Below are 26,353 nucleotides of genomic sequence, written 5' to 3'. Positions count from 1 at the left end.
GCCCACGCGGCGGAGCCGCATATCGACACAGCCCCGCGCCCCTAGGTTGACTGCCCCTGACCAGGATTAATACGCAACGGGCCAACCACTGTTCCAGTTCAGCAAGTTGATGCCAAGCTTGGGTGTCCCGTTGTCGTTGCCGTCGTAGTAGTGGTAGACGATCAGGTCGCCGTCGGTGTCGTTCATGATCGACTGGCCGCCGGGGCCGATGACGCTGCCGTGCGACTCCAGGACCGGGGTGCCGCCGTTGTCGGTCATGGCGACGCCGTTCTTGTCGTAGTAGGGGCCGGTGACGGAGGTGGCGCGGCCGACCTTCACCTTGTACGTCGAGCTGGTGCCCTGGCAGCAGACGTCGTAGGAGGCGAAGAGGTAGTAGTAGCTGCCCCGTTTGACGACGTACGGCGCCTCGACGGCCTTGCTGCCGGTCGGGCGGGAGGCGAGGGAGTAGCGGGTGGTGTCGCCGGCGTACTGCTTCCCGGTGGACGGGTCGACGCGGATCATCTTGATGCCGGTCCACCAGCTACCGAAGGACAGCCACCACTTGCCGTCGGAGTCCACGAAGAGGTTGGGGTCGATGGCGTTGTAGTCGCTGGAGGTGGTGGAGGTGTAGACGACGCCGTAGTCGCTCCAGGAGCCCGGCAGTCCCGTCGTCGAACCGGCCAGTCCGATCGCCGACTTGTTGGAGCCGAACGTGGAGACCGCGTAGTACATGAGGTACTTGCCGCCGTGGTACGAGATGTCCGGCGCCCAGGCCTCGGTGGCGTACGACGACCACCAGCCCGGCTTGGTGGAGAAGGCGTCGGAGCCGGCGGTGAAGGAGACGCGGTCGGTGGAGGTCTTGTAGGCCAGGCCGCCGCCCGTCGCGTACAGCAGGTAGCGGCCGCCCGACGTGCGGATCATCGTCGGGTCGTGGACGACCACGTCACCGGTGACCGTGCCCGGGTTGGGGTACGCCGACGCACTGCTCGGGACGAGGGCGAGCAGGACGGCGGCGGGGACGGCGAGGAGTGCGGTGCGCTTCATTCCAGCCTCCTGTTTATTCGGTATATCGAACTCCGATCGGCAATTCGGACGGACCGTAGAATCGAATGGTTTGCGAGTCAACAGTTCTCACAACAACTCTCCTGTCTCATCAGGCATCTTGACGGTCCGTCACTTTGCCCAACTGACAGCCTGTGGACAGCAAGCGTTTCTACGGTGCCGTGTCCATGACAGAAAACTCAGATGCCCGCACGGTCGGGCGCCGCACCGTACTGATCGCCACCGGCACCACGGCCGCCGCCCTGGCCGTGGGCGCCGCGACGGCCCAGCAGGCCCCCGCGGCCACCCGCACCCCCGACACCACACCGGCAGTCGCCGCAGCCGTCTGCACCCTCACGAAGGAGATGACCCAGGGCCCCTACTACCTCGACGGAGCGCTCGTCCGCTCCGACATCACCGAAGGCAAGGCGGGCGCCCCGCTCAAACTCGCCCTGACCGTCGTCAACTCCGCCTGCACCCCGCTCGCCAACGCCCTGGTGGAGATCTGGCACGCCGACGCGCTCGGCGAGTACTCCGGCTACGTCGGCAACAACGGCCACCACGAGTCGGACGACGGCACCTTCCTGCGCGGCGGCGTCCTCACCGACTCCAGCGGGGTCGCCAACCTCACCACGGTCTACCCGGGCTGGTACCGGGGCCGCTGCGTCCACATCCATGTGAAGGTCCACACCGGCGTCACGCTCACCTCCGACGGCTCCTTCACCGGCGGCTCCACCGTCCACACCGGCCAGCTCTTCTTCAGCGAGACGATCACGACGGCGGTGGCGAAGGTCTCCCCGTACTCGACCAACACGGTCACCCGCACCACCCTCTCCCAGGACTCCATCTACGACGGCGGCGGCGCCTCCTCCGGCCTCCTCACCCTCACCGCCCTGGGCAGCTCGGCCTCCTCCGGCTACACCGGCACCCTCGCCCTGGGCGTCTCCGGCTGACCGAAGGCGCGCTGAGACGACCGTCCCCTGGAGCCGCGCCCGGTTCCGGGGGACGCGTGGGTCAGATGCGGTCGGCCGCGATGAGGAGGTAGTGGAAGCTGCCCTCCTTGTAGGCGGTCAGGAACGGGTCCTCGATGCCCGTGGCCACGGAGGACTTGGCGCGCAGTTCCCAGTAGGGGATGGTGTCGGGGGTCAGGTCGACGACCTGGATCGGCACCAGGTTGTTGGCGGCCAGCGCCTTGAAGTACTCGCTGCGCGGGTGGATGTTGCAGGTGTAGTGCTCGTCGATCCGGCTGACGGCCTTGGAACGCATGCCGGTGACGTCGTTGGAGCAGCCGGTGATGCAGACGTAGCGGCCGCCGTACTGCAGCAGGCGCGCGAACTCCGCGAAGAGTTCGAAGAGATCGACGTACATGGTCGTCTCGTTGGTCCAGATCGCGCGGCGCGAACGGGTGTCGAGGCCGGTGTCGAGCATGTTCCGGAAGTGGAAGCGGACCCGGTCGGTGACCCCGCGGTGCCTGACCTGGTCGTTGGCGAAGGCGACCTGCTGCTCGGAGATGCTCACGCCGTCGACGTGGCAGCCGAAGCGGGCGTTGGCCATGAAGCTGGTGCCGCCGCGTCCGGAACCGGCGTCCAGGAGGCGGTCGTCCGGGTTGATGTCACCCAGGTGGTCGAGGAGCACCTCGGCCTGGGCGGTCTCCAGGCGGTGCAGTTCCTCGATGATGCGCTGGTCACGGGTGTCCGGCGGGCCGGCCAGCACCGACGGGTCCCAGTCGCCGAGGCCGTAGTGGTGGTGGTAGAGGCCGTCGACCTCGCCGAGCTTGATGTTGACGGGGTCCTTCTCCCTGTTCCAGTACTCCGCGACCGACCTCTGGTAGTCGGTGCGCAGGACGTCGCGCATGGCGATGCTTTCCATCTGGGTGGAGATCTTGGACATGGTCGGTCGTTCCTTACTGGAGTGGGGGGATGCCGTGCGGCGGGGCGGGGTCAGGCGGCCTGCGCGTCGGCGTGGTAGCGGGCGCTGCCCGCGTGCCACTCGCGGTTGCCGCCGAGCCAGGCCCAGGTGCTCGCCAGGAAGCGGCGCAGCTCCGGGGAGCCGGTCGCACCGAGCGCGGCCGCCTCCGCCTCGAAGGTGTGCATCAGCTCGTTGTGGATCTCGACGGTGCGGTCGACGGCCTCTTCGAGCGAGCAGCCGTCCTCGCGGGCGATCAGCCGGGGCAGGCTGAAGTCCGTCGGGTCCTCCTTGCCCATGGAGTAGAGGTCGTTGACGATCACGCTGGCGGTGCCCGCCATGGTGAACGCGCGCCGTACCCGGGGGTCGGCGAACTCGCCGTAGGGAATCTCGTATCCGGCGACCGCGTCGACGAGCACCATGCACGGGACGAAGCTGTTCTCGTGCCGGTGCATCAGGAACTCCCACACCGGCGGGGTGTGCCCGGCGGTGTGCCAGTACCCCTCCTGGTTGTAGGCGATGAACATGATGCCCAGCTCGTGGCGGAGCCGGCGCACCTGGGAGGTCGTCGCGTACGAGTGGAGGTTGCGCAGGCTGTCGCGCAGGGCCCGCATGACCGGGTCCGCCCGTACGACCTCTTCCAGCTGGGGGGCGTAGGCGAGCGGCAGGTGCGCCTGGTCGACCACCGAGTGGGCGAGCGCGAGCCGCTGGCCGAGCAGGTCGTGCCGGGCCACCTCCACATCGCCGTCCACCCAGTGGTCGTCCACGGCCCACTCCGACAGCGCGCACTTGGCCGCCGCGAGCAGCCGGTCGGGGTCGTCCGACTCGGGGTGCGCCAGCATGATCAGCCGGCCGAAGTCGGCGGCACGGATCTTGTCGAGCTGGCCCGGGTAGATCCCGATCTCCTCGGCCCACTCGACCAGCCCTTCGGTGACGGCCGCACCGAGGGCGGGGTCGTCGCGCAGGGCGGGCGGGCAGTGGAGCCGGGGGCCGGGATCGGAGGCGGATGCCGACGCCTCCCGGCGGGGCTCGGGGGTGGTGGTACGGCCGGCTGCCGCCGATGCGCCGGGAGCAGTACGGCTGAGGGCTGCCGCGGATGTGCCCAGACCCGTGGGACCGGGGGCCGCCGCCGAAGCGCCCTGACCCATGGGACCGGTTGGCGGCACGGCGAGGGTCGGAGGCGCGCCCACCGATGGCCGCCCGGCCGCCACCGGCCGGCCCGCCACCGTCGGCCACTCTGCCGCCATTGGCTGCCCGGCCGCCGCCGGATGCACCACCGCGGGCTGATGCGCGATCGCCGGAGTCGGCAGGGGCAGTGGCAGCAAGAGCGCCGTGGCGGAGGGCGCCGCGCTGCCGTTCCGTGCGCCGTGCGGTGTGGACGCGGTTCCGGAGGGGATGCGCGCCGCCGACGTACCCGGCCCGGTAGGGCCCGTAGGCAGTCTCGGTTCGGGCGGGGCGGACGGCGGGGGCGCCGAGAGCAGGGCCCGCACCAGCCCCGCCACGTCGTGGGCCGCGGCGGGTGCCGTGACCCGAGAGATCAACGACACCGTCGTCAGCTCCCGTTCGTACGGGCGATCTCGACGTTCTCCAGGACGCCGAGGGCGTCGGGCACCAGGACGGCGGCCGAGTAGTAGCTGCTGACCAGGTAGGAGATGATCGCCTGGTCGTCGATGCCCATGAACCGCACGTTCAGGCCCGGCTCCACCTCGTCCGGGATCCCGGTCTGGAAGAGGCCGATGACACCCTGGTCGTCCTCGCCGGTGCGCATGGCGATGATCGACGACGTGCCCTGCTCACTGATCGGGATCTTGCCGCACGGCAGCAGCGGCACCCCGCGCCACGCGGGCAGGTGGTTGCCGTGCAGCTCGATGCCGCCGAAGTAGAGGCCCCGCTTGTTGCACTGGCGGCCGAACGCGGCGATCGCCTTGGGGTGGGCGAGGAAACAGCGGGTCTTGCGCCGCATGCTCAGCAGCTCGTCCATGTCGTCCGGGGTCGGCGGGCCCGAGTAGGTGGAGATCCGCTGTTCGAAGTCGGCGTTGTGGAGCAGACCGAACTCCTCGTTGTTGATCAGCTCGTGCTCCTGCCGCTCCCGCAGCGCCTCGATGGTCAGCCGCAACTGCTGCTGCGTCTGGTTCATCGGCTCGTTGTAGAGGTCGGCAACCCGGCTGTGCACCCGCAGCACCGTCTGCGCCACGCTCAACTCGTACTCACGCGGCGAGAGTTCGTAGTCGGCGAAGGTCTGCGGCAGGGTCTCCTCGCCGACGTGCCCCGCACTCATCTCGATCGCCGCCTCGCCCGACCGGTTCAGCTTGCGGTGCCCGTTGGAACTGATCTGCTGCACGTGCGTACGCAGCGCCTCATGACGGTCGGCGACCGTCTTGTACGCCGTCAGCGGCAGCGCGAGCACCGTGGTGGCGGTCATCGCGCGGGCCGTGAACTCCCACTTCTTGCCCTGTCCGGCCAGCACCCGACCGCCGAAGGTGTCCCCGTCGGCCATCAGTCCGAGCACGGACTCGTCCCCGTACGGCCCCTCGCCGATCCTCTCGACCTTGCCGTGCGCGATCAGGTACACGTGATCGGCCTTGCGTCCCGCCTGGACGATGACCTGCCCCGGCGTGAAGTCCTTCTGCACGAACTTGTCGGCCAGCACGCCGAGCACGTCGGCGTCCGAGAAGCCGCGCAGCAGGGGCAGTTCGCCCAGTTCGGCGGGGATCACCTGGACCTTCGAGCCGGTCTTCACGAAGGACACCCGGCCGTCGCCCACGGTGAACGACAGACGGCGGTTGACCCGGTACGTCGCACCGGGCACGTTCACCCAGGGAAGCATCCGGGTCGCCCAGCGGGAGCTGATGCCCTGCATCTGGGGTTCGGACTTGGTGGTGGTGGCGAGATTGCGCGCCGCCGCGGTGCTGAGGCTCTGCTGCTCCCGCTGCTGGACCGACTCCGCGCCTGCGGCCGGTGCCGTCGTCGTCTCGAGTGGCATGACTCTCCCTCGTATCCCGTGACACATGCTGTGGGCACAGGACTACCAGAGTCTTCGTCACGTTGAGTAAGCAAGACGGTCGGCGCGCGAAGGGTTTCCCGTGCACGATCCGCGCTCCCGCGCGCCCCAACCACCAAGAATGGCTGCTCAGATCGATCGAGGGTCAACCGTTGACCACGCACCACCCTCGCGGCGTCAAATACTCACAGTAATCGATGCGCGCCGCGCCAACGGCAGGTCCACCTCGGCCCGCACCGTCTTCCCCGGCGGATCACGGTCGACCACGTCCCACCGATCAGCCACCGCGTCGACCAGCACGAGACCGCGCCCCGCGTTGGCGAGGGGTGCGGGCGGGTGCAGGTCCCGGGGGCCGGGCGGGCGGTGTTCGGCGCGGGTGTCGGTCACCTCGATCCGCACACGTCCGGGGAGGAGGGAGGCACGCAACTCGAAGTCACGCCCCGGAACGCGCCCATGAATCACGGCATTGGCGGCCAGCTCGGCGACGATCACGGCCACGGCGTCGGCGGTCTCGGTGCCGTGCGGGATGCCCCAGGCGGCGAGTTGGGCGAGGGCGAGATGCCGGGCCAGGCGGGCGCCGCGGGGAGTCGGGCTGAGTCGCTGAGTGAGCGTCATGTGCCCAATGTGGAGGGTGTGCAGCGGGGTTCACCAGGTGCGGCGCGCGTACGCTGCGCGAGCGTACGCGGTCACGGACTGGACAGTACTCGTGACTGGCCGTAACCATGGGCCCGGGAGGTGACCGAGGTGGTCGACGGGCGGGTGGGCGAGCCGGAGTCTTCGGACAGCATGCGGACGTTCGGGGCGGTGGTGCAGGCGCTTCGCGAATATCACCGGTTGAGCAGGGAGGAGTTCGGCCGGCTTGTGGGGTACTCCAAACACACGGTGGCGTCCGTGGAGTTGGGGAGGCGGATGCCGGATGTGGGGTTCGTGGAGGCGGCGGAGAGGGTTCTGGGCAACACCGGGGTGCTGAGGAAGGCAGCGGAGTGCCTGGAGCGGCAGCCTGGGTTGGCGGCTTGGTTCCGGCGGTGGGCTCAGCTGGAGACGACCGCGATCAACCTCTACACGTACGAGTGCCGCATGATCCCTGGGCTGCTACAGACGGAACTGTACGTACGAGCTCTGGCCGCCGACCAGCTGCCACCGCTGTCGGACGCAGAGATCGAGGAACTGTGGGCCGCTCGCCTGGACCGGCAGCGGCTCCTGCACGAGCGGCCCAACACGGCGTTCAGTTTCATCCTCGAAGAGCACCTGTTCCTGCGGCGCACAGGTGGCATCGAGGTCACGCGGGGACTGATCGACCACGTACTGGAAATCACCGAGTTGCGCAACGCGGAGATCCAGGTGATGCCACTGGTCCAGGAGAGGCACGCCGGCCTACAAGGGCCCATCCGCTTGCTGGAAACCCCGGCGAACAAGTGGTCTGCTTACAACGAGGGCCAGGAAAGCGGCCAGTTGATCTCCGACCCGAAAGTGGTCAGCGTTCTTCAGGCTCGGTATGCCAGGATGCGCTCACAGGCTCTCACCATGCAGGATTCCGTGAGCCTGTTGCGGCGGATGCGAGAGGACTTATGAGCAGCAACTCGGAACTGACCTGGTTCAAGAGCAGCTACAGCAGCGCATCCGGAGACGACTGCGTCGAAGTCGCCCACACCCCCACCACCATCCACATCCGCGACTCCAAGGCCAAGGAAGGCCCCACGCTCACCCTCTCCCCCACCACCTGGGCCAACTTCCTCACATACACCGCCGGTTAGGGAACCGCCCGCGCCGCCCGGCACCACCAGCATCACCGGCCGAGCGACGCGGTCACGCGTCACACCCGGCTACGAGCCCGGGCAGTGCTTCCACGCGAAGTGGTACACCGTGCTGATGTCCCCGTCGGTCGAGTCCATCGTCATGAAGCTGACCTTGCTCGGGGTGCTGCCCGCGGACACCCGCAGCTCGGTGTTGATGTTGAAGTTGCGCAGGACGCCGCAGGGCGCCCAGACCAGCTGGGCCCAGTCGGTGCTGTCGGTGGCCTGCCAGTCGTCGTTGTAGGGGCCGCTGAAGGGGTGGCTCTTGGCCGCGGTGTTCGAGGAGCCCTGGAAGTAGTACGACGCCTTCTGCGTGCCCGACGCGCCCGGCTGGAGCGAGAGGAAGCCCCGGTAGTCCGCGCTGGCGACGGCGTAGGTGAAGCCCTGCGGGACGTGCACGACCAGGTTGAGCTGGCAGTTCTTGCGGAAGGCGGTCGGGTCCGAGTTGCCGCCGGCCTGGGCGAGGTAGTTGCTGTAGGTCACCGTGAAGGCGGTGTTGTCCGGGGAGACGGCCACGGCGGCCGTGCCCTGCGGACAGCCCGAGCCGTTCACCGTGGCGACGTCGATGACGATCTTGTCCGGGGGCGGGTCGTCGAAGACGGGAGAGGAGCTGGAAGCCGGTATCGCGGTGGTGAGCAGAGCGGCTACGGCGCCGCTCAGCAGGAGTCCACCAGCCATGGTTTCTCCAGGTTGTCGAGTGGGGGGGTTCGACCTCCGACCCATCCGTTCAACATTGAAGAAACTGTGTGGAACCTGTGAAGGATGGGGAGGCGTGGGCATCGTAGGAAGCCCCACTCCACCCCGGCAGGGCGAACTCCGGCCATTCACTTCGGGCCGTTCACATGCCGACCAGGACGCCGCACCTGAATGGTCGTAGCGTGGAAGAGGCGGCACAGACGTTGTCGCGGCCCGTTGCCCCTGGGCCAGGTGGAACTGTGGTGGATGTCGATTTCCGGGTCGAGATCGGACCCCCCGGTGCCGACGGTTACCCGGTTGTTTTCCGCACGACGGACGGCGTAGAGACCTCCGGAACCCTGCGCCTGCCGCCGAGCCATGAACTGGAGGCCTTGGCGGCGCGGGTGCCGGACGCGGTGATCGCGTCGTCCGCGCAGGTGCGCCGCGCCGTGGCGGAAGGCGAGGCACCGGTCCGGGAATTGGGACGGCTGCTGTTCGACGCGCTGCTGGAGGACGACGGCAAGACATTCCTGCTGACCACGCGCAACCGCGCCGCGCGGCAAGGCGGGCAGGTGCGCATGGTGTTCCGCGTGCAACCGCCCGAACTGGCCCGGCTGCCCTGGGAGTTCATGTTCGACTCCAGCGAGGACAGCTACGTGTGTCTGGAGACCCCGCTGGTGCGCCATCCGCAGGTGGCCCGGTCCAAGGAGCCGCTGAGCATCACGCCGCCGCTGCGGATCCTGGGCATGATAGCCCTGCCCGACGACCAAGAGTCACTGTCCGCGCACACTGAGCAGCGGCGGCTGGATGAGGCCCTGGCCGACCTCAAGGCGGAGGGCCTGGTCGCACTGCGGTGGGTGACGGGGCAGACCTGGCGTGACCTCCGCGAGGCTGTTCGCCGGGACGTGCGCAGCGGCAGTCGTCGGGGCGATTGCCACGTGCTGCACTTCATCGGACACGGCGGGTATGACACCCGCGCCCAGGAGGGCACCCTTGCTCTGACCGGTGAGCAGGGCGGCACCTACTGGCTGGGCGCGGGCCAGCTGGCGATGCTGCTCGCCGACCACCCCTCGCTGCGGCTGGCCGTACTCAACGCCTGCGAGACCGGCCGGGCGGATGTTCTGAACCCCTACTCCAGCGTGGCGGGCGCGCTGATGCGCAAGGGCATACCCGCCGTACTCGCCATGCAGTACGAGGTGAGCGAGAACGCCGCCCTGGAGTGTGCTCACGCCTTCTACGACGCCCTGTCCCGCTGGCTGCCCATCGACGTGGCCGTCATGGAGGCCCGCCAGGCCATGACCCTGGCGCGTCCGGGCACGCTGGAGTGGGGCACGCCGGTGCTGCACATGCGCTCCCTCGATTACGACGGTCACATCTTCAGGCTCTCGGGCACGTCGGACGAGTCCAAGGTGCCCCGGGAGGGGACCGGCATCCCACCTCCAGTCCACCGGCCGGACCTCGCCGACCTGTACGCCGAAGGGCTCGCCGCCTACTTCACCGACCGATGGGACGCAGCCGTCGAGGCCTTCCGTACGGTCGTCGCCTGGGACCGCGACTACCGGGACGCCCAGGCCAAGCTCGCCCAGGCCCGCCACCACCAACGGCTCGCCGCGCTGTACGACGCCGGCGCCGCCTCGGTGGCGGAGCGGGACTGGGACAGGGCGATCGAGCACCTCGATGCCGTCGTCACCACCGAGGCCGACTACAAGGACGCCGCCGCGCTGCTGGAGCTGGCCCGCAAGGAGCGGATCCGGGCGCAGCTCCGGGAGGAGATCAGCGACCTGCACGAGCGGGGCCAGTGGCAGGCGGTCGTGGCAGCTGCCGAGCGGTTGCGGGAGCTGGACATGGCGGACACGGCACCCGACCCGGAAGTGGAGGCCATGGTCTGCGCCGCCCGGGCGGCGTTGGAGGAGATCGCGTGGGAGGAGGAGCTGAGGCGCCACTACCGCGAGGCACTCGACCACATCGAGGACCGCGACTGGGCGCGGGCGCTGGAAACGCTGGACGCGGTACAGGCCATCGACCCGGACTACCGGGACAGCGCGCTACTGGTCGAGCGGGTGCGCAGCAAAGCCTCCGCGGCCGAGCCGAAAGAGCCGCCCCCTCGGCCGACAGAGCCGCCCGCTCGGCCCGCATGGCTGCCCGCTCGGCCGACACAGCCGCCCTCGGCCCCGTGGACCCAGTTCACCGTGCCCCACCGCGTGAAGGCGATCGCGTTCAGCCCCGGCGGGGAGCGCCTGGCCACGGCCATGACCCTGCGGACCGCGCTGGTGAGTGACACCGGCGGTGGGCATCGCGTCACGGTCCGGCACGGGCGGCTGTGCGCCACTGTGCGGCATGTCTGCTTCCACCCCGACGGCGTACGGTTCGCGACCGCGGCAGGGAACACGGCTCGGATCTGGGACGCGCGGACCGGCGCTCAGCTCATGGAAGTCGACCAGGGCGCGCCCGTGCTCGCGCTGGCATTCAGCCCCGGCGGGGAGCGCCTCGCCACCGCCGGCCACGACGCCCACGTTCGGATCTGGAATGCGAAGACGGGCGCGGAACTTCTGCGCCTGCGATATTCCAGCTCGGTCCACAGCCTCGCGTTCAGCCCTGACGGTCGCCGGTTGGTCAGCGGCTGCGCGGACCGGACCGTGTGGGTGTGCGACACCGAGAGCGCCACCACACTGCTGAAGGGCAAGCACGGCGGCTCCGTGTTCACCGTGGCGTTCAGCAGTGACGGGCGCCGGTTCGCCGCCGGCGGCAGCAACGGCATGGCATCGATCCGGGATGCCGAATCCGGCGCACCACTGCTGAAAGTGAGCCACGGGGCGGAGGTGCGGGCCCTGGCGCTCAGCCCGGACGATCGGCACCTGGCCACCATCGGCGGGAGCACCGCACAGGTCTGGGACACCCACACCGGGCGCGAGGTGTTCACGCTTCCGCACTACAACGGTTCGGGAATCGCGTTCAGCCGCGACGGTCACCGACTCGCCACCGGCGGTGAGTGCACGGTCCGCGTCTACGACTTCAAGGAGCTGCTGCAACGTGACTGAGTCCGCCCTTCACACCGCCGACGTGGTCGTGGATCCCCGCCTCCCCCGAGACCAGGAGACCCTCCTCACCACCGCCCTCGCCGCCCTCGGCTTCACGCCCCGCGTCCGTGAACTCCCCCGCCGCCGCGCGGCAGGCCAGCTCGTCTGGATGGTCCTGGTCTCCGTCCCCCTGCACACGTTCCTGAGGGCGGTCGCCGACAAGGCCGCGACCGACGCCTACCGCTGCCTCCAGGAAGCCGTCCGAGCGCTGCGCAACCGCAGCGACGAGACACCCCGCCCGGTCGTCCTCCAGGACCCGGACAACAGCCTCCGCATCGTGCTGGAGCCCGACCTTCCCCCAGAGGCCTACCAACAGCTCCTCGCCCTCGACCTCGCGCAGTACCGCCTCGGCCCCCTGCACTACGACACGGCCCAGTCCCGCTGGCGCTCCGAGCTGGACGAGGCGGCGCCCCGCTGAGGGGTCACGGGTTCTCCCAAGCCGCCGGCTCCGCCGCCAGGGCCCGTACCGGCTCCGGCAGGGCGTCCGCCGCGAGGTCGGCGAGCGTGACGCCCTCCAGGATGCGTCGGACGTTCGCCCGCAGGGCGATCCACAGCGGCAGCAGCGGCTGGGCGGTGCCGGTGTAGGCGAGGCCCGTGGGCCGTTCTCCCCGTACCGACACGATCGGGCCGTCCACCGCGCGGATGACATCCGCCACAGTGATGGCGGCCGCGGCGCGGGCCAGCCGGTAGCCGCCGCCCCCGCCGCGTCGGCTGTCGACGATTCCGGCGCGCCGGAGGTCACCCAGGATGCCCTCCAGGAACTTGTGCGGAATGTCCTGTACAGCGGCGATTTCCTCGGCCTTCATCGGGCCGTCACCCTCCCGTACGGCCAGCTCCAGTACCGCCCGTACCGCGTAATCCGCCCGCGCCGAGATCCTCATGGGTCCATTGTGGGGCGTATCTCCGTGGAGAATGGCCGGACCGCGCCCCCGTAAGATCGCCCGGGAGGATCCACCTTGGCGCTCAGCAGACGTACCTTCAGTGCCCTGGCCGGCTCGGCCGCGCTCGGCTTCGCCCTGGGTGGCAGCGGCGGCCCCGGGGCGCCCTCGGCGTACGCGGCGCGCAGTGTGCCGACCGGCCCGGCGCCCGCCCCGCCGAGCGCCGACGGAGAGCGCCACACCATCGGGTACGACCACTACTCGCTGCTGGTCGACGGCCGCCGGCTGGTCGTGTGGTCCGGCGAGATGCATCCGTTCCGGCTGCCGAGCCCGTCCCTGTGGCGGGACGTGCTGCAGAAGATGCGGGCTCACGGGTACAACGCCGTGAGCATCTACGTGTCGTGGAACTACCACTCCCCCGCGCCCGGGCAGTACGACTTCTCCGGGGTCCGGGATCTCGATCTCTTCCTGCGCACGGCCGCCGAGACCGGGCTGTACGTCATCCTGCGGCCCGGCCCGTACATCAACGCCGAGATCGACGGCGGCGGCTTCCCGGGCTGGCTGACGGCGACGAAGGGGACGGCCCGCACCGCCGACCCGACCTATCTGTCGCACGTCGACGAGTGGCTGACCCAGGTGAACCGGATCGCCCGGCGGCACCTGTTCACCCAGGGCAAGGGCACGATCCTGCTCTACCAGATCGAGAACGAGTACGACGCCCACGTCGGGGAGCCGACCGGGCGGGACTATATGTCCCATCTGTACAAGAAGGTCCGGGGTGACGGGATCGACGTCCCGCTCTTCCACAACGACAAGGGCCGCAACGGCCACTGGGTGCCGGACTCGTTCGACACCGACGGGGAGAAGGGCGGCTGGCTGTACGGGTTCGACGGGTATCCGTCGCCGTCCCAGACGCCGCCCGACTGGGGGACCTTCGGGCCCGGCGGGGCGACCGGCGGGTCCACCGCCTCGCCGCGCACGCCCGGGTTCATGCCCGAGTTCGGGGGCGGCTGGTTCGACCCGTGGGGCGGTTCCTGGTTCGACGGCAAGGGGTACGCCGAGTCGCGGCGCACCCGGGACGCGGCCTACGAGCGCCGCTTCTACCTCACCAACCTCGCCAACGGGATCACCCTGCACAACGTGTACATGACGTTCGGCGGGACGTCGTGGGGCTGGCTGCCCGCACCGGTCGTCTACACGTCGTACGACTATGGCGCCGCCATCGACGAGGGCCGGAACGTCACGGAGAAGATCGCGCCGATGCACCAGCTCGGGCATCTGCTGCAGCGCGTGCCCGACTTCGCCCGCCTCGACCGGGCGGCGGAGGTCAAGGCGGAGGGCGTGAAGGTCTACCACCTCGCCAACCCGGACACCGGCACCCAGGTGTACGTGGCCCGCAACGACGGCACCGAGCCGGTCACCACCGACCTGCCCACGGACGCGGGGAACCTGCGGATCACCGTGCCCGCGCACGACGCCCGCATGCTGACCACCGGGCTCCCGCTGGGCAAGCGGACGCTGAAGTACTCCACCGCGCAGCCCATGCTGTGCCTGACGGCCGGACGGCAGGACATCGCCGTGTTCGCGGGCCGCCGGGACGACATGGCGGACCTGGTCCTGAAGTGCCCGGAGGAGCCCTTCGTCACCCGGCTCGACCCGGAGGCCGCCTGGGCGTTCGAGGGCGACGAACTGCATGTCAACGCGCCCCTCGGGCAGGGCGGTCTCACCCGGGTGCTGGTCGCCAAGGGCGAGAGCGAGATCCCGCTGCTGCTGCTCTTCGCCGACGACGCCACCGCCGTGCGCATCTTCCCGTACGACACCCCGTCCGGAACCCTGCTGGTGTACGGCCCGTCGCTGCTGCGCCACGCCGAGCTGCGCGGTTCCGAGGTCCACCTGACGGGTGACGTCATCGGGGAGACCAGCCTGGAGGTGTGGGGACCGCGCGGGATCGCGAGCCTGGTCTGGAACGGACGGAAGGTACCGACCCGGGTCACCTTGTCCGGAAGCCTGATGACGACCGGGATGCTGCCCTCCGTGCCGGAGGTGGTGCTGCCCCGGCTGGGCCGCTGGCGGATGCGGACCGAGACCCCGGAGGCCGGGCCCAACTTCGACGACTCGTCGTGGAAGAAGGCGGACAAGACGTCGTCGTACAGCGTCACGCCGGTCCCGGACGGCCAGCCCGTGCTGTTCGCCGACGACTACGGCTTCCACTACGGAGACGTCTGGTATCGGGGCACGTTCACCGACTCCTCCGGCATCGACGAGGTCTCCCTCGCCTACACCACCGGTACGCAGGGCCTGTTGATGGCATGGCTGGACGGGGAGCCGCTGGGCACCCACCGGATGCCCGTGCCGGACAAGAACACCACCGTCAGGCAGGGCAGTTGGGACGCCACCGCCGCCTTCCCGGTGGGCGAGAAGCTGCGCTCGCCCGGCCGGCACGTACTGTCGGTCCTGGTCCGGCGCATGCAGCACGACCAGGACGGCAAGGGGCTCGACACCCACAAGGTGGCGCGTGGACTGACCGCCGCCCTGTTCAAGGGGGCCGCACCCGAGGTGACCTGGCGGATCCAGGGCGAGGCGGCCCCGGATCCGGTGCGCGGGCCGCAGAACAACGGCGGCCTGTACGGGGAGCGGGAAGGCTGGCACCTGCCCGGCTTCCGGGACCGGGACTGGAAGGCGGTGACCTTCCCGCGGGCCGAGCGGCGGCAGGGCGTGACCTGGTACCGGACGACCTTCCGGCTGTCGGTGCCGGCCGACATCGACGCGTCGATCGGGCTGACCCTGGAGGACGACCCGTACCGGGCCTACCGGGCGCAGATCTTCCTCAACGGCTGGAACATGGGCCAGTACATCAACAACGTCGGCCCGCAGCACACCTTCGTCCTGCCGAACGGCATCCTGCGCACCCGGGGCACCAACACCCTCGCGCTGGCGGTCCTCTCGGAGTTCACCTCGCAGTCCGGCCCGGGGAACGTCCAGCTGACCCTGCTGGGCCGGGCGGCCGGGGGGACACCGGTGGCTCCGGTGCCCTCCCCCGGCCGCTGAGACCGCTCAGGCGAGCCTGATCACGTTCCAGGACAGGGGCTCCAGTACGGCGGTGAGGGTGCCGTCCCGCAGGGCGGTGCCCTCGACCGGGTGCGGGGTGACCCGCTCGGGGTCGTCCAGGGTGTTGCGGGCGTCGGGATCGGCGTCCGCGAGCGCGCTGTGCTCGGTGACGGACGTCAGGTCGAGGCCGTTCAGGGCGACTTCGAGCGGCAGCGGCTCGGTACGGCTGCGGTTGACGGCGAAGACGGTGACCGTGCCGTCCTCCGCGCGGACGGCGGTGGCGTGCAGCAGGTCCGTCTCGCCGTACTTCCTCGTCTCGTACGTCGGTGAGTCCACGCGCACGTCGAGGACCTCGCCGCGGCCGTGGCGGGAGGCCTGCGCGAACGGGAAGAACGTCGTCTGCCGCCAGGCCGGGCCGCCCGGCTCGGTCATGATCGGGGCGATCACGTTGACCAGCTGGGCGAGGCAGGCGACGGTGACGCGGTCGGCGTGCCGGAGCAGGGCGATGAGCAGGGAGCCGAAGACGACCGCGTCGGTGACGCTGTAGTTGTCCTCCAGCAGGCGCGGGGCCTCGGGCCAGCCGGTCTTGTCGATGGTCTTGGCGTACTCCTCCCAGCGGGAGAGGTACCAGACGTTCCACTCGTCGAAGGAGAGGTTGATCTTCTTCTTGGACTTGAGGCGGGCGCCCACGTGGTCGGCCGTGGCCACCACGTTCTCGATGAAGGACTCCATGTCGACGGCGGAGGCCAGGAAGGAGTCCAGGTCGCCGTCGATCGGCTCGTAGTAGGCGTGCAGGGAGATGTGGTCGACCAGCTCGTACGCCTCCTGGAGGACCGTCGCCTCCCATGCGGCGAAGGTGGGCATGGACTGGCTGGAGGAGCCGCACGCCACCAGTTCCACGGAGGGGTCGATCTGGCGCATGGCCCGGGCCGTCTCGGCGGCGATACGGCCGTACTCCTCGGCCGTCTTGTGCCCGGTCTGCCAGGGACCGTCCATCTCGTTGCCGAGGCACCAGAGCTTGATGCCGAAGGGTTCCTTGTCGCCGTGGGCCGCCCGGAGGTCGGAGAGGGCCGTGCCTGAGGGGTGGTTGGCGTACTCCTGGAGTTCCAGCGCCTCTGCTACCCCCCTTGTGCCGAGGTTGACGGCCATCATGGGTTCGGCCTGGGGGCCGATCTTCTTCAGGAAGGCGATGTACTCGGAGAGACCGAACCGGTTGGTCTCGGTGGAGTGCCAGGCAAGGTCGAGGCGGCGGGGGCGCTCCTCCACCGGGCCGACGGAGTCCTCCCACTTGTAGCCCGAGACAAAGTTGCCGCCCGGGTAGCGGATGGTGGTGACGCCCAGTTCACGGACGAGGTCGAGGACGTCGGTACGGAGTCCCGCCTCGTCTGCCGTCGCATGGTCCGGCTCATAGATGCCCGTGTAGACACAACGGCCGAGGTGTTCCACGAAGGAACCGAAGAGGCGGGGGTTTACCTCGCCGATGGTGAAGGCTGGGTCGAGGGTGAAGCGGGCGGTGCTCTTGCTCATGGGTCCCTTTCGTGTCACTTGAAAACAGGCCAGCCTGCACGCCAACCGAGCTCGTTCAGCCCCAGCTTCGGGGTGCCGTTGTCGTTCGCGTCGTAGTAGTGGTACGCCAGCCAGGTCTTGCCGTGGGTGCGGAACGTGGACTCGCCGCCGGGGCCGATGTAGCGGCCGTGCGAGGCGAGGAACAGGTCGCCGCCTCCCTCCAGCATCGGCTTGCCCGTGCTGTCCACGTACGGCCCGGTCACCGACGTCGAGCGGCCCACCCTGATCTTGTACGTCGAGTTCACGCCCGCGCAGCAGGCGTCGTAGGACGCGAAGAGGTAGTAGTAGGCGCCGTGGTGGAGGATCGAGGCGCCCTCCACGGCGTAGGGGGCGTCGGGGCGGGTCGCCAGGTGGTGGACCGGGGCGTCCGGGAGGGCCTTGCCGGTTCTGCGGTCCAGTTCGACCATGCGGATGCCGGTCCAGTACGAGCCGAACGCCATCCACAGCTTGCCGTCGGCGTGGATCAGGGCCGGGTCGATGGCGTTCCAGGTGTCCGTCTTCTCGGAGCTGAAGGCCTTGCCGTGGTCGGTCCAGGTGCCGGGGAGGCCGGTGGGTGAGGTGGCCACGCCGATCGCGGAGTGGTTGGTGCCCCAGGAGGAGACCGCGTAGTAGAGCCAGTAGCGGCCGTCGCGGTAGCTGAGGTCCGGGGCCCAGGGGTCGGCGGTGGAGTTGTAGTCGTACCACCAGCTCGGCGGCGTGGCGAAGGCGTTGCCCGCGTCGTCCCAGTGGTGGAGGTCGGTGGAGAGGCGGGCGCCGATGATGCCGCCGGTGGAGTAGGCGACGTACTGGCCGTTCCTCAGCTGGTGGACGGTGGGGTCGTGGATGATCTGCTGGCCGGCGAGGGGGATCGGGTCCGGGTAGGTGACGTCCGCGGACGCCGTGGTGGGGAGCAGGGCGAGGGCGGCCGCGGCGAACAGTGCGGCGAGTCTGAGGCGCTTCAACTCACTCTCTCCTTACTGGCCGGCCAGGCCCGTGTGGGCCACGCCCCGCACGATCTGGCTCTGGAAGAAGACGAAGACGATGATCAGCGGCAGGCCCGCGATGAGGCCGCCGGCCATGAGCTGGGGCCAGACGATGCCGAAGGCGTTCTGCACGGTGGCGATGCCGTTGGGCATGGTCATCAGGTCGGGGTTGTTGGTCACCATGTACGGCCAGATGAAGTTGTTCCACGAGGCGATGAAGGTGAAGATGCCGACCGCCGAGAGGGACGGCTTGGAGAGCGGGAGGACGATCGTGAAGAAGATCCGCCAGCGGCCGGCGCCGTCGATGAACGCGGCCTCCTCCAGCTCCTTCGGCAGCGACTGGAAGAACTTGTAGAGGATGTAGACCATGGCGGCCGGGGCGCACTGGGGGAGGATCATGCCCCAGTAGGTGTCGACCATCCCCAGCGACTGCACGGTGGTGAACAGCGGGACGCCGAGGATCGCCGGGGAGAACATCAGGCCGGCCATCGTCAGGGCCAGCAGGGCCGACTTGCCGCGGAACTCGGTGCGGGCGAAGCCGTATCCGGCGAGGGAGGCGACGAGCAGCACGATCACGGTGACGCAGACGGACACCACGACCGAGTTGACGAACCAGTTGGGGATGTTGCCCGCCTCGAAGACCTTGTCCCAGGAGTCCAGGGTGAAGTGGTCCGGGATCCAGTGCGGCGAGGTGACGGACTCGGTCGGGGTCTTCAGCGAGGTGGACAGGGCCCAGGCGAGGGGCGCCACCCAGATCAGGGACAGGGCCGCGGCCACGATCGTGAGGGCGATCTGGCCCGGGGTCCAGGTGCTGCGGGGCTTGCGCAGGACGGGAGTGGTCATCGGGCAGCGCCCTCCTCGCGGTTGCGCAGCAGCCACATCCGGCCGAGTGCGACGACGGCGATGATGAGGAAGAGGATGAAGGAGATCGCGGAGGCGTAGCCCACGCGGTAGCTGGTGAAGCCCTGTTCGAGGGTGTACTGGACGAAGGTGCGGGTCGATTCCTCCGGGCCGGGGCCGAACTGGTACATGACCACGGCCTGGTCGAAGACCTGGAGCGAGGCCAGGATCTGGAGGGCGAAGACGAGTCCGGTGATGTTGCGCAGGTTCGGCACGGTGATGTGCAGCATGCGCTGGAAGGCGTTGGCTCCGTCCAGTTCGGCGGCCTCGTAGAGGTGTTGCGGGATGTTCTGCAGGGCCGCCAGGTAGAGGAGGAAGCTGAAGCCGACCGTCCACCACAGGGTCGCGATCACGACCGCGAGCATCGCCGTCGACTTCTGGGTCAGCCAGGGCGTGTCCAGGCCGAGGACGTGGTTGACCATGCCGTTGGTGGGCTGGAACAGCCACCACCACAGGTTGCCGACGACGGCCGACGGGAGGAGGAAAGGGGCGAAGAAGCACAGCCGCCACAGCCACTTGAAGTGCACGGTGTGGTGGGCGATCAGTGCCATCAGCAGCGCCACGACGACGATGCACGGCACGACTTCGAGGGTGAACTGGACGCTGTGCCACAGCGAGTCCCACACCAGGGGGTCCTTGAGGGCCTCACGGTAGTTGGAGAGGCCGATGAAGCTGGTGTGGTCGCCGGAGATGTTGGCGTCGGTGAAGCTGAGGTAGAGACCGCGGACGACGGGCACGATCACGAACAGCCCGTACAGGACGAAGAACGGGGCGACGAACCAGCCACCGTGCTGGAGGCGGCGGCCCCAGCGCAGCCGGGCGGAGTCGGTGGCGGTCGCGGTACGAGGGCGCACCGCTTTGGCGCCCACGACGGTGGTGCTGCTCATGCGCCCGCTCCCTTCAGCTCCTGGGCGGCGGTCCGGCCGTCCATCGGGTTCTTGGCGGCAAGCAGTTTCCGCAGTTCGGACTTCATGCGGCGGGCGGCGGCGTCCGGTTTGGCGGAGCCGACGTTGGAGGCGGCGACGACCGGGCCGATGCGCTGGGCGAGGACGCCGGTGGAGCCGGCGAACCAGATGTGGGGTTCGGTGGCCGGGTGTTCCATGGCGGGCCTGGAGTACTCGTTCTGCGGGGTCAGCTTGAGGTAGGCCGGGTCCTTGAAGGTGGGCAGGTAGGCGGGGACGTGACCGCCGCCCGCCCAGGCGGTGGCGTGCTTGACCATGTAGGCGGCCAGCATGTGCGCGCCCTCGTTGGCGGCGCCGCCGCGATCGGCCTGGTGGGGCAGGACGAACGAGTGCGACTCGGCGTGGGTGGCCGGGGTGCCGAAGACCGGGGGCAGCGGCTGGGCGCCGTACGCGATCTTCTCCCCGTTGAAGTAGGGCACCGACCAGTTGCCCTCCCAGGTGAACGGCGACCCGGCGATGAAGGCCTCGCCGTCCGCCGCGCCGACGGTGACATAGCCCTCGGTGACGTTCTTTCGGAGGAACTCCAGGACCTGGGTGGCCTTGTCGGTGTCGAAGGTGACCTGGGTCTGGTCGTCGTTGAAGTAGGTGCCGCCGAGCTGCTGGTAGAAGGCGACGAAGAACCACCAGGAGAAGTTCTGGTCGTTGGCGTGCAGGCCGAGGGTCTGCTGGCCCTTCTTGAGCTGTCCCTTGGCCGCCTTGAGGATCTCGAACCAGTCGTCGGGGGAGGTCGCGGCCGGCAGCCGGCCGTCGGCGTCGAGCAGGCCCGCCTTCTCGCAGACGTCCTTGCGGTAGAAGTTCAGCTGGACGTGGATGTCGAGGGGCAGGGCGTAGAGCTTGCCGTCGACGATGCCGCGCTTCCACAGCACGGGGTTGAAGTCGGCTTCCCTGACGCCGTACTTGGTGAGGAGGTCCATGTCCCAGGGGTCCAGGAGGCGGCCCGGCGCGAAGCCGGGGACACGGCCCTGGTGCATGACCGCGAGGTCCGGGGCGCGGTTGCCGGCGGCGGCCATGGCGAGCTTGGTGTAGTAGGGGCCGCCCCACGTCAGGGTGGAGGCCTTGACCGCGACGTCCGGGTTGGCCTTGTGGAAGGCGTCCACCATCGCGACCATGTTGCCGCCGTCGCCGCCGCTGAAGAGGTTCCAGTAGCGCACCCGCGTACGGGCACTGGAGGCGAGCGCGTCGGCTCCGCTGCCCAGGGCCGCGAAGCCGAAGCTCGCGGCTACCGCCAATCCGCCTGCCGCCCCTAGAAGTTGCCTGCGATTCAGGCCAGGTTGTCCCATACCTTGCCCCACCGTTCGGTATATCGAATAACGCTCGTAACTTCGAACGGACCGTAGAATCGAAGCGCTTGCGCGTCAATGGGTTGGACGCAGACTTTCGCCGGGCCCCGGGAGCGGAAGCGGTCGTTCCTCGTTGAACAACGGCCGTCGGATCACCTGACGCGAACACATCCAGGCGCGTACGCTCGGACGAACCGCACACCGGCGGTGAGAAGGGGGAGCGATGACCATCGCGGGTGCGCGGCAGCGGGCGGCACGGCTGGCCGCGTGGCTGTACGGCGCCCGCCCGGGCCCGGCGATGCGCGCCCTGGCCGCCGACCTCGCCGCCGCCGTTCGCGCGCGACCGCAACCACCGGACGACGTAGGGCAGTTGTGCCGGGCGCTGTGCGAGGAGATGACCGCACGGCGGGCCGGGCGGCCGGTGGAGCTGCGCTTCGAGCGCTTCCCGGACGAGATCGAGGTCACCGGCCTGTGGGTGGAGTTCCAGGACTTCGACCTGGTCATCGTGGAGGAGCGGGCCGAAGCCGTGCAGCAACTCGTCATCCTCGGCCATGAGTTGTGGCATCTGCACGCCGGGCACCGGCACCACCACCTGGCCGGGGCCGCGGCGGCCCGCGCGCTCGCGGGTGAGCCCCGCTGGCGGGACATGGCCCTGACGGTGGCCGCCCGCAACGGCTCCCGCGAGGTCGACGAGGCCGAGGCCGACGACTTCGGCCACCGCCTGGCCACCCTGTTCCGGCCCTACCTCACCGGTCCCGGCCCCGGCACGCCCCTCGACCCGGTCCAGCGCTCCCTCGGCTACCGCGGACGAGGAGGAGCCGCGCGGTGACCCTGCTGGCGCTGGACCCCTCGGACTTCCTCAGCGAGTTCTACATCTCCTTCTGGATCCCCACCGCGGTGCTCACCGCCGCCCTGGTGATCAAGCTGCCCTCCATCATCCGGCTGTGGCGGGACCCGCTGCTGCGCGCGGTCGGCGGACTGCTGCTGCTCGCCTGCGGGGTGTTCGTCTTCTGCACCCCGTCCACGATCGCCGCCGTCAACCGGCTCACCGGTGTCCCCAACATCTCGGCGCCCTGGTGCTATTCGCTGATCACCGCGTTCTGCGGGTCCTGCCTGCTGCTGATCATCACCTGGCGCAACGGCCTGTCCGACCGCTCGGCAGCCACCCGGCGTGCGATGCGCTGGGTGATCTCGGTCTACTCCGGGGTGGTCGTCGCGCTGTGGGTGCTGTTCCTGCTCGCCGACGCGCCCGAGGAGCGGCTGCGGGACCTGGACACGTACTACGCCACCACCCCGTTCATGCGCGAGGAGATCCTGCTCTACCTCGTCGCGCACGCCGTGGCCTGCCTGATCACCTCCAGGCTGATCTGGAACTGGGTGCGCGCCGAGGGCCTGGACGCCTGGCTGCGCTGGGGGCTGAAGCTGCTGGGCGCCGGCTATGTGCTGAACCTGATCTTCGACGCGACCAAGCTGATCGCCGTCGCCGCGCGCTGGTGCGGGCAGGACCTGGACTGGCTGAGCACCAACCTCGCCCCGCCGGTCGCCGCCCTGTCCGCCATCCTGATCGCCGTCGGCTTCATCCTGCCGCACGCCGGCCAGTACCTGCACGACCGCTGGCGGGTCCGGCTCGCCCACCGCGAACTGCGGCCCCTGTACCAGCTGATGCGGTCCGTGAGCGGGGAGGGCGTGCCGTTCGTGCTGCGGGCCACGCCCGAGCTGCGGCTGACCCGGCGCGAGACGTTCATCCGGGACGTGCTGCTGCCACTGGCCCGGCACATCGACACCGGCCTGGGCAGGCGGTCGTACGACGCCGCGCTCGCCCTCGGGCATCCGCCGGAGCAGGCCCGGGCCCTGGCGGCCGCGGTCAGCATCCTCGACGCGATCGAGGCGAAGGCCCGCGACCCCGAGCCGCCGGAGTCGGCCGCCGGGCCCGACACCACCAACCTGCTCCAGGAGATCGGGGCCGTCTCCCGGGCCCTGCGCCGTCCCGACGACATCGAGACGGTCCGCGCGCGTGCGGCCGTCCCAGCAGAGAGCGTTGCCGTACATGAGTGAACGCAAGCCCGCCGCCGTCGTGCTCGGCGGCTCCCTCGCCGGCCTGCTCGCGGCCCGCGCCCTGGCCTCGACCGGCGCCCGGGTGACCGTGGTCGAGCGGGACGCGCTGCCCGCGGGGCCCGAGCCGCGCAAGGGGCTGCCGCAGGCCCGGCATGTGCACCAGCTGTGGTCGGGCGGGGCGCGGGCACTGGAGCAGCTGCTGCCCGGGGCGATCGGGCGGCTGCGGGCGGCCGGGGTGAGCCGGGTGCCGATGACCACGGACATGGTGGCCCTGTCGCCGCACGGCTGGTACCGGCGGTGGTCCGAGTCGGCGTTCATGCTGCCGGCCAGCCGGGATCTGCTGGACTGGGTGGTACGGCAACTCGCCCTGGCCCACGGGGACATCGAGTTGGTGGAGCGGGCCGAGGCGGTCGCCCTCACGGGCACGGACACGGGCGTGACCGGGGTACGGATCCGGGCCCACGACGCCGCCGAGCGCACCCTGTCGGCCGACCTGGTCGTCGACGCCACCGGCCGCGGTTCCCGGGCCTCCCACTGGCTGACCGAGCTGGGGCTGCCCGGGCCGGAGCGGCGGGAGGTCGACTCGGGGCTGGTGTACGCCAGCCGGTTGTTCCGGGCGCCGGAGCAGGCGGCACGGGACGGCTTCCCGATCGTCAACATCGAGCCCGATCCCCGGGGTGCGGGGACCGGGCGTGGGGGCGTGCTGATGCCGGTCGAGGACGGCCGGTGGATCGTCACGCTCTTCGGCGGCCGAGGCGACGACATCCCCAAGGACCCCGACCACTTCGACCGGTACGCCCTCAAGGAGCTGCGCCATCCGCTCATCGGCGAGCTGCTGGCGAACGCGGAGCCGCTGACCGAGGTGACGACCACCCGGACCACCGCGAACCGCCGCTACTTCTTCGAGCGGATGCCGGTGTGGCCGGAGAACTTCGTGGTGCTCGGGGATGCGGTGTGTGCGCTGAACCCGGTGTACGGCCACGGAATGGCGGTGTCGGCTCAATCCGCGCTGGCGTTGCGGGATGTGATCCGCCGCCAGGGTCCCCTCGGCAGCACCCCGGGCCTGTCCCGTCACATCCAGAAGGCGGTGGGGCGGACGGTGCGGGCGGCGTGGGACCTGGCGATCGGGGCGGACGTCTTCTATCCCGGCGCGACGGAGACGGGCCCTACCCTGCGGGACCGTCTCCTGTCCGCCTACGTCGGCCGCCTCCTGTACACCGCGACGGGCAACGGCCGTGTGGCCCGCCGGATGACGGACGTGACGGCGCTGCAGCGGGGGGCGGAGGCGTTGCTGGCACCGAGCGTGCTTGTCGCTGCCGCGGTGGGGCCACTGAAGCCGCCGCTCACGGCTCCGCCGCTCACTGTGGAGGAACGGAAGGCTGCGGGGGTCTTTTAGGCGGGGCTACGGTCCGTTGCCGGGTGCGGGCCGGTGGGGGCTGGTCGCGCAGTTCCCCGCGCCCCTGGGGAGTTGCAGCCCCGTCGGCCGCAATAGCACCGTCCGTAACTGCGGGCAGTCGTGCCGCTGGGGCGGCATGCCCCGGTTCCGGTCAGCCGGCGAATGCCGGTTGGGGCAACCCCTTCCCCGCCCCGGGTACCACCAGCAGCGAGCCCGACATCGGATGGGGCGCCGACAGCCCGATGCGAGCCGTCGTGATGTAGAGGTCGGTCAGGTCGGGGCCACCGAAGGCGCAGGCAGTCGTACGCGGGGTCGGCAACGTGATCACGCGGTCCAGGTCACCGGACGGGGTATAGCGGCGCACCGCTCCCCCGTCCCACAGCGCCACCCACACACATCCCTCCGCATCGACCGTCAGCCCGTCGGGAAAGCCGGCCCCCTCCTCGATCTCCGTCAGCGTGCGGCGGTTGCGGATGCCCTCGTCGTCGTAGTCGAAGACGTCCACGCGCCGGGTCGGGGTGTCGGCGTAGTACAGGAGGCGACCGTCGGGGCTCCAGCCGGTGCCGTTGCTGACGGTGACGTCGGGGAGGGCGACACGAACGTCCCCGTCCCCGGTCAGGCGGGTCAGCGTGCCACCGCCCGCCGCCTCGTCGTACCGCATCGTGCCCGCCCAGAGGGCCCCGTCGGGAGCCACGGCCGCGTCGTTGGCGCGGCGGCCGGGCACCGGCTCGTGGTGCAGCCAGCGGAAGGTGTCGTCGGGGTCCAGCAGGCCGACGCCGTCGCGCAGGTTCAGCACCAGGCCGCCCCCCGCGCGGGGCTTCGCGGCGCCCACGTGCTGCTCCGTCGTACGGCTCGTCCGGCGGCCGGAGGAGGGGTCGTACGTGTGGACGCGCATGCCCAGTATGTCGAGCCAGATGAGGCGGCCGGTCGCCGAGTCCCAGGTGGGGCCCTCGCCGAGCGTCGCCTCCGCGGGCACGGCGACCTCGTACGCCGTCATGCCACGCTCCGGTGGCCGAGCCGCTCCGACAGCTCCGCCGCGCCCTTGGCGACCAGCTGCTCCAGCTCGTCCCGCCGCTCGTCGCTCCAGCGGATCATGGGGACCGAGATGGAGAGTGCCGCGACCACGTGACCTGCGCGGTCGCGCACCGGGGCCGCCACGCACGACACGTCCGGGTTGGACTCGCGGCTCTCCACCGCGATGCCCCGCTGCCGGATCTCCGCCAGGGCCTCGCGCAGCGCGCCGGGATCGGTGATGCTGTTGGGCGTCATCGCGGTCAGCTCGGCATCGTCCGGGATCCGCGCCGCCAGCTCCTGCTCCGGCAGCGAGGCCAGCAGCATCTTGCCGACGGAGGTGCAGTGGGCGGGCAGCCGGCGCCCCGCGGCCGAGACCATGCGCACGGCGTGCGTGGAGTCGACCTTGGCGATGTAGATGACGTCGGTGCCCTCGAGGATGGCCACGTGGACCGTCTCGTCGCAGGTCTCCGCGACCGAGCGGGCCACCTGCTGGCCCTCGGCCGCGAGGTCGAGCTGCTCGGCGTAGCGGCTGCCGAGCTGGTACGGGCGTACGCCGAGCCGGTACCGTCCGGGCTGTCCCGGCACCTGCACGATGTACGAGCGTGCGGCGAGCGTGGTGACCAGCTCGTGCACGGTGGTGCGCGGCAGCTGCAGCTTGCGCACGATGTCGGGGGCGGAGAGAGTCCCGTCCCCGTCCAGGAAAAGCTCCAGAATGTCCAGAGCCCGGGTCACGGCAGGCACGAGGCGTCCCACGTCCGGCCCCCTCCCTTGGGTCTAAGCGTCTGTGTTCGAGATTTCAACAGACGATCGGCATGACGAAC

At 70.1% G+C, this 26,353-nt stretch carries 23 protein-coding genes; 9 read left to right on the top strand and 14 right to left on the bottom strand.

Annotation, left to right across the window (positions count from 1 at the left end):
• Window positions 1–66: 66 nt before the first annotated feature.
• Window positions 67–1,023 (bottom strand): arabinan endo-1,5-alpha-L-arabinosidase, encoded by a 957-nt coding sequence (locus BEK98_RS20130; RefSeq protein WP_094217974.1) that lies wholly within the window; start codon window positions 1,021–1,023, stop codon window positions 67–69.
• A gap of 185 nt (window positions 1,024–1,208) precedes the next feature.
• Between BEK98_RS20130 and BEK98_RS20125 the strand changes: the two genes are divergently transcribed.
• A complete protein-coding gene (locus BEK98_RS20125; RefSeq protein WP_094218256.1) occupies window positions 1,209–1,973 on the top strand; it encodes an intradiol ring-cleavage dioxygenase in 765 nt (254 codons plus the stop codon).
• A 61-nt stretch (window positions 1,974–2,034) separates the two neighbouring features.
• Here the strand turns inward: BEK98_RS20125 and BEK98_RS20120 are convergent, their stop codons facing one another.
• From BEK98_RS20120 to BEK98_RS20105, 4 genes are all read right to left on the bottom strand, one after another.
• On the bottom strand, window positions 2,035–2,910 hold the full coding sequence (locus BEK98_RS20120) for a geranyl diphosphate 2-C-methyltransferase (RefSeq protein WP_244201906.1): 876 nt from the start codon (window positions 2,908–2,910) through the stop codon (window positions 2,035–2,037).
• Between the two features lie 50 nt (window positions 2,911–2,960).
• Window positions 2,961–4,472, bottom strand: a complete 1,512-nt coding sequence (locus BEK98_RS50885; protein ID WP_279635470.1) for a family 2 encapsulin nanocompartment cargo protein terpene cyclase — start codon at window positions 4,470–4,472, stop codon at window positions 2,961–2,963.
• A 5-nt stretch (window positions 4,473–4,477) separates the two neighbouring features.
• Window positions 4,478–5,908, bottom strand: a complete 1,431-nt coding sequence (locus tag BEK98_RS20110) for a family 2B encapsulin nanocompartment shell protein (RefSeq protein ID WP_094217973.1) — start codon at window positions 5,906–5,908, stop codon at window positions 4,478–4,480.
• 195 nt (window positions 5,909–6,103) lie between these two features.
• Entirely contained in the window at window positions 6,104–6,541 is a 438-nt protein-coding gene (locus BEK98_RS20105; protein WP_094217972.1) for an ATP-binding protein, read from the bottom strand.
• A gap of 171 nt (window positions 6,542–6,712) precedes the next feature.
• Here BEK98_RS20105 and BEK98_RS20100 point away from each other — a divergent pair, with 171 nt between their 5' ends.
• Entirely contained in the window at window positions 6,713–7,498 is a 786-nt protein-coding gene (locus BEK98_RS20100) for a helix-turn-helix domain-containing protein (protein WP_094218253.1), read from the top strand.
• Window positions 7,495–7,680, top strand: coding sequence for a DUF397 domain-containing protein (locus BEK98_RS20095; RefSeq protein ID WP_094217971.1), 186 nt, complete (start codon window positions 7,495–7,497; stop codon window positions 7,678–7,680). Before BEK98_RS20100 ends, BEK98_RS20095 begins: the two co-directional genes overlap by 4 nt.
• Window positions 7,681–7,749: 69 nt before the next feature.
• On the opposite strand, the gene BEK98_RS20090 is transcribed toward BEK98_RS20095, so the two are convergent.
• On the bottom strand, window positions 7,750–8,397 hold the full coding sequence (locus tag BEK98_RS20090) for a DUF4360 domain-containing protein (RefSeq protein ID WP_094217970.1): 648 nt from the start codon (window positions 8,395–8,397) through the stop codon (window positions 7,750–7,752).
• A gap of 257 nt (window positions 8,398–8,654) precedes the next feature.
• Between BEK98_RS20090 and BEK98_RS20085 the strand changes: the two genes are divergently transcribed.
• A complete protein-coding gene (locus BEK98_RS20085; RefSeq protein ID WP_167444212.1) occupies window positions 8,655–11,432 on the top strand; it encodes a CHAT domain-containing protein in 2,778 nt (925 codons plus the stop codon).
• Window positions 11,425–11,889 carry a hypothetical protein gene (locus tag BEK98_RS20080; RefSeq protein WP_094217968.1) on the top strand — a complete coding sequence of 155 codons (465 nt, stop codon included), beginning with the start codon at window positions 11,425–11,427 and terminating at the stop codon, window positions 11,887–11,889. The genes BEK98_RS20085 and BEK98_RS20080 overlap by 8 nt, the downstream gene beginning before the upstream one ends.
• Before the next feature lie 4 nt (window positions 11,890–11,893).
• Here BEK98_RS20080 and BEK98_RS20075 read toward each other — a convergent pair whose 3' ends face one another.
• On the bottom strand, window positions 11,894–12,352 hold the full coding sequence (locus tag BEK98_RS20075) for an RrF2 family transcriptional regulator (protein ID WP_094217967.1): 459 nt from the start codon (window positions 12,350–12,352) through the stop codon (window positions 11,894–11,896).
• A gap of 75 nt (window positions 12,353–12,427) precedes the next feature.
• Between BEK98_RS20075 and BEK98_RS20070 the strand changes: the two genes are divergently transcribed.
• On the top strand, window positions 12,428–15,397 hold the full coding sequence (locus BEK98_RS20070) for a glycoside hydrolase family 35 protein (protein WP_094217966.1): 2,970 nt from the start codon (window positions 12,428–12,430) through the stop codon (window positions 15,395–15,397).
• Window positions 15,398–15,403: 6 nt separating this feature from the next.
• Here the strand turns inward: BEK98_RS20070 and arfA are convergent, their stop codons facing one another.
• From arfA to BEK98_RS20045, 5 genes are read right to left on the bottom strand one after another with little or no spacing between them, the layout of a single operon-like run.
• Window positions 15,404–16,924, bottom strand: coding sequence for an arabinosylfuranosidase ArfA (gene arfA, locus BEK98_RS20065; protein ID WP_094217965.1), 1,521 nt, complete (start codon window positions 16,922–16,924; stop codon window positions 15,404–15,406).
• 14 nt (window positions 16,925–16,938) lie between these two features.
• Window positions 16,939–17,904, bottom strand: coding sequence for an arabinan endo-1,5-alpha-L-arabinosidase (locus BEK98_RS20060; RefSeq protein ID WP_094217964.1), 966 nt, complete (start codon window positions 17,902–17,904; stop codon window positions 16,939–16,941).
• 12 nt (window positions 17,905–17,916) lie between these two features.
• Entirely contained in the window at window positions 17,917–18,768 is an 852-nt protein-coding gene (locus BEK98_RS20055) for a carbohydrate ABC transporter permease (protein WP_094217963.1), read from the bottom strand.
• Window positions 18,765–19,712 (bottom strand): carbohydrate ABC transporter permease, encoded by a 948-nt coding sequence (locus BEK98_RS20050; protein WP_094217962.1) that lies wholly within the window; start codon window positions 19,710–19,712, stop codon window positions 18,765–18,767. Before BEK98_RS20050 ends, BEK98_RS20055 begins: the two co-directional genes overlap by 4 nt.
• Window positions 19,709–21,067, bottom strand: coding sequence for an extracellular solute-binding protein (locus BEK98_RS20045; protein ID WP_094217961.1), 1,359 nt, complete (start codon window positions 21,065–21,067; stop codon window positions 19,709–19,711). Before BEK98_RS20045 ends, BEK98_RS20050 begins: the two co-directional genes overlap by 4 nt.
• Before the next feature lie 223 nt (window positions 21,068–21,290).
• Between BEK98_RS20045 and BEK98_RS20040 the strand changes: the two genes are divergently transcribed.
• The 3 genes from BEK98_RS20040 to BEK98_RS20030 are packed head-to-tail and all read left to right on the top strand — an operon-like array spanning window position 21,291 to window position 24,518.
• Complete coding sequence (locus BEK98_RS20040; protein WP_208643164.1) at window positions 21,291–21,896, top strand: toxin-antitoxin system, toxin component family protein; 606 nt, start codon at window positions 21,291–21,293, stop codon at window positions 21,894–21,896.
• Window positions 21,893–23,122 carry an MAB_1171c family putative transporter gene (locus BEK98_RS20035; protein WP_094217960.1) on the top strand — a complete coding sequence of 410 codons (1,230 nt, stop codon included), beginning with the start codon at window positions 21,893–21,895 and terminating at the stop codon, window positions 23,120–23,122. The genes BEK98_RS20040 and BEK98_RS20035 overlap by 4 nt, the downstream gene beginning before the upstream one ends.
• Window positions 23,115–24,518 (top strand): NAD(P)/FAD-dependent oxidoreductase, encoded by a 1,404-nt coding sequence (locus BEK98_RS20030; RefSeq protein ID WP_208643163.1) that lies wholly within the window; start codon window positions 23,115–23,117, stop codon window positions 24,516–24,518. Before BEK98_RS20035 ends, BEK98_RS20030 begins: the two co-directional genes overlap by 8 nt.
• Window positions 24,519–24,669: 151 nt before the next feature.
• Here the strand turns inward: BEK98_RS20030 and BEK98_RS20025 are convergent, their stop codons facing one another.
• On the bottom strand, window positions 24,670–25,515 hold the full coding sequence (locus BEK98_RS20025) for an SMP-30/gluconolactonase/LRE family protein (RefSeq protein WP_094217958.1): 846 nt from the start codon (window positions 25,513–25,515) through the stop codon (window positions 24,670–24,672).
• A complete protein-coding gene (locus BEK98_RS20020; protein WP_094217957.1) occupies window positions 25,512–26,285 on the bottom strand; it encodes an IclR family transcriptional regulator in 774 nt (257 codons plus the stop codon). Before BEK98_RS20020 ends, BEK98_RS20025 begins: the two co-directional genes overlap by 4 nt.
• Window positions 26,286–26,353: the final 68 nt, after the last annotated feature.

The organism is Streptomyces diastatochromogenes (assembly GCF_002242805.1).
Classification (GTDB): Bacteria; Actinomycetota; Actinomycetes; order Streptomycetales; family Streptomycetaceae; genus Streptomyces; species Streptomyces diastatochromogenes.
This window is presented reverse-complemented; position numbering and strand designations above follow the sequence as displayed.

Bases quoted from the DNA above. Each gene is read 5' to 3' on its own strand.
- BEK98_RS20130 (WP_094217974.1), bottom strand. From the start codon at position 1,023: ATGAAGCGCACCGCACTCCTCGCCGTCCCCGCCGCCGTCCTGCTCGCC.
- BEK98_RS20125 (WP_094218256.1), top strand. From the start codon at position 1,209: ATGACAGAAAACTCAGATGCCCGCACGGTCGGGCGCCGCACCGTACTG.
- BEK98_RS20120 (WP_244201906.1), bottom strand. From the start codon at position 2,910: ATGTCCAAGATCTCCACCCAGATGGAAAGCATCGCCATGCGCGACGTC.
- BEK98_RS20110 (WP_094217973.1), bottom strand. From the start codon at position 5,908: ATGCCACTCGAGACGACGACGGCACCGGCCGCAGGCGCGGAGTCGGTC.
- BEK98_RS20105 (WP_094217972.1), bottom strand. From the start codon at position 6,541: ATGACGCTCACTCAGCGACTCAGCCCGACTCCCCGCGGCGCCCGCCTG.
- BEK98_RS20100 (WP_094218253.1), top strand. From the start codon at position 6,713: ATGCGGACGTTCGGGGCGGTGGTGCAGGCGCTTCGCGAATATCACCGG.
- BEK98_RS20095 (WP_094217971.1), top strand. From the start codon at position 7,495: ATGAGCAGCAACTCGGAACTGACCTGGTTCAAGAGCAGCTACAGCAGC.
- BEK98_RS20090 (WP_094217970.1), bottom strand. From the start codon at position 8,397: ATGGCTGGTGGACTCCTGCTGAGCGGCGCCGTAGCCGCTCTGCTCACC.
- BEK98_RS20075 (WP_094217967.1), bottom strand. From the start codon at position 12,352: ATGAGGATCTCGGCGCGGGCGGATTACGCGGTACGGGCGGTACTGGAG.
- arfA (WP_094217965.1), bottom strand. From the start codon at position 16,924: ATGAGCAAGAGCACCGCCCGCTTCACCCTCGACCCAGCCTTCACCATC.
- BEK98_RS20055 (WP_094217963.1), bottom strand. From the start codon at position 18,768: ATGACCACTCCCGTCCTGCGCAAGCCCCGCAGCACCTGGACCCCGGGC.
- BEK98_RS20050 (WP_094217962.1), bottom strand. From the start codon at position 19,712: ATGAGCAGCACCACCGTCGTGGGCGCCAAAGCGGTGCGCCCTCGTACC.
- BEK98_RS20045 (WP_094217961.1), bottom strand. From the start codon at position 21,067: ATGGGACAACCTGGCCTGAATCGCAGGCAACTTCTAGGGGCGGCAGGC.
- BEK98_RS20040 (WP_208643164.1), top strand. From the start codon at position 21,291: ATGACCATCGCGGGTGCGCGGCAGCGGGCGGCACGGCTGGCCGCGTGG.
- BEK98_RS20030 (WP_208643163.1), top strand. From the start codon at position 23,115: ATGAGTGAACGCAAGCCCGCCGCCGTCGTGCTCGGCGGCTCCCTCGCC.
- BEK98_RS20025 (WP_094217958.1), bottom strand. From the start codon at position 25,515: ATGACGGCGTACGAGGTCGCCGTGCCCGCGGAGGCGACGCTCGGCGAG.